Source organism: Pseudomonas sp. AC463, from assembly GCF_979253585.1.
The window spans coordinates 1-287 of record NZ_CEEDDZ010000463.1 but is presented as its reverse complement, the minus strand read 5'-3'; the positions used below and the strand labels follow the sequence as shown (position 1 = coordinate 287).

The following is a 287-nucleotide window of genomic DNA, read 5'->3' as shown; positions in this document are numbered from 1 at the left end:
CCGCCGCCAGCGTGTAGAACCGCCCGTTCTCAGCCGCCATCAACAGCTTGTCGGTGGTCTGCGCATGAAAGGCGAAGGCGGGACCGTCGCCCTCCTTGAACTTCATCGTATCCGGCGCGGACAGGTCGTTGTGCCCGCGCAGCGCGCGTATCCAGCCGCGCCGGGACAGGATGACGGTGATCGGCTCGCGTTCGATCATCGCCTCCAGCGGAATCTCCCGCGCCGGAGCCGCTTCCTCGATCGTCGTCCGCCGCGCCCCCAGCAGCGTCTCCGCCCCGTACCGGTCG

At 69.0% G+C, this 287-nt stretch carries 1 pseudogene; it reads right to left on the bottom strand.

From position 1 onward, the window contains the following. Positions 1-287, bottom strand: a pseudogene (locus AC0IYH_RS30985) (hypothetical protein); the annotation flags it as partial.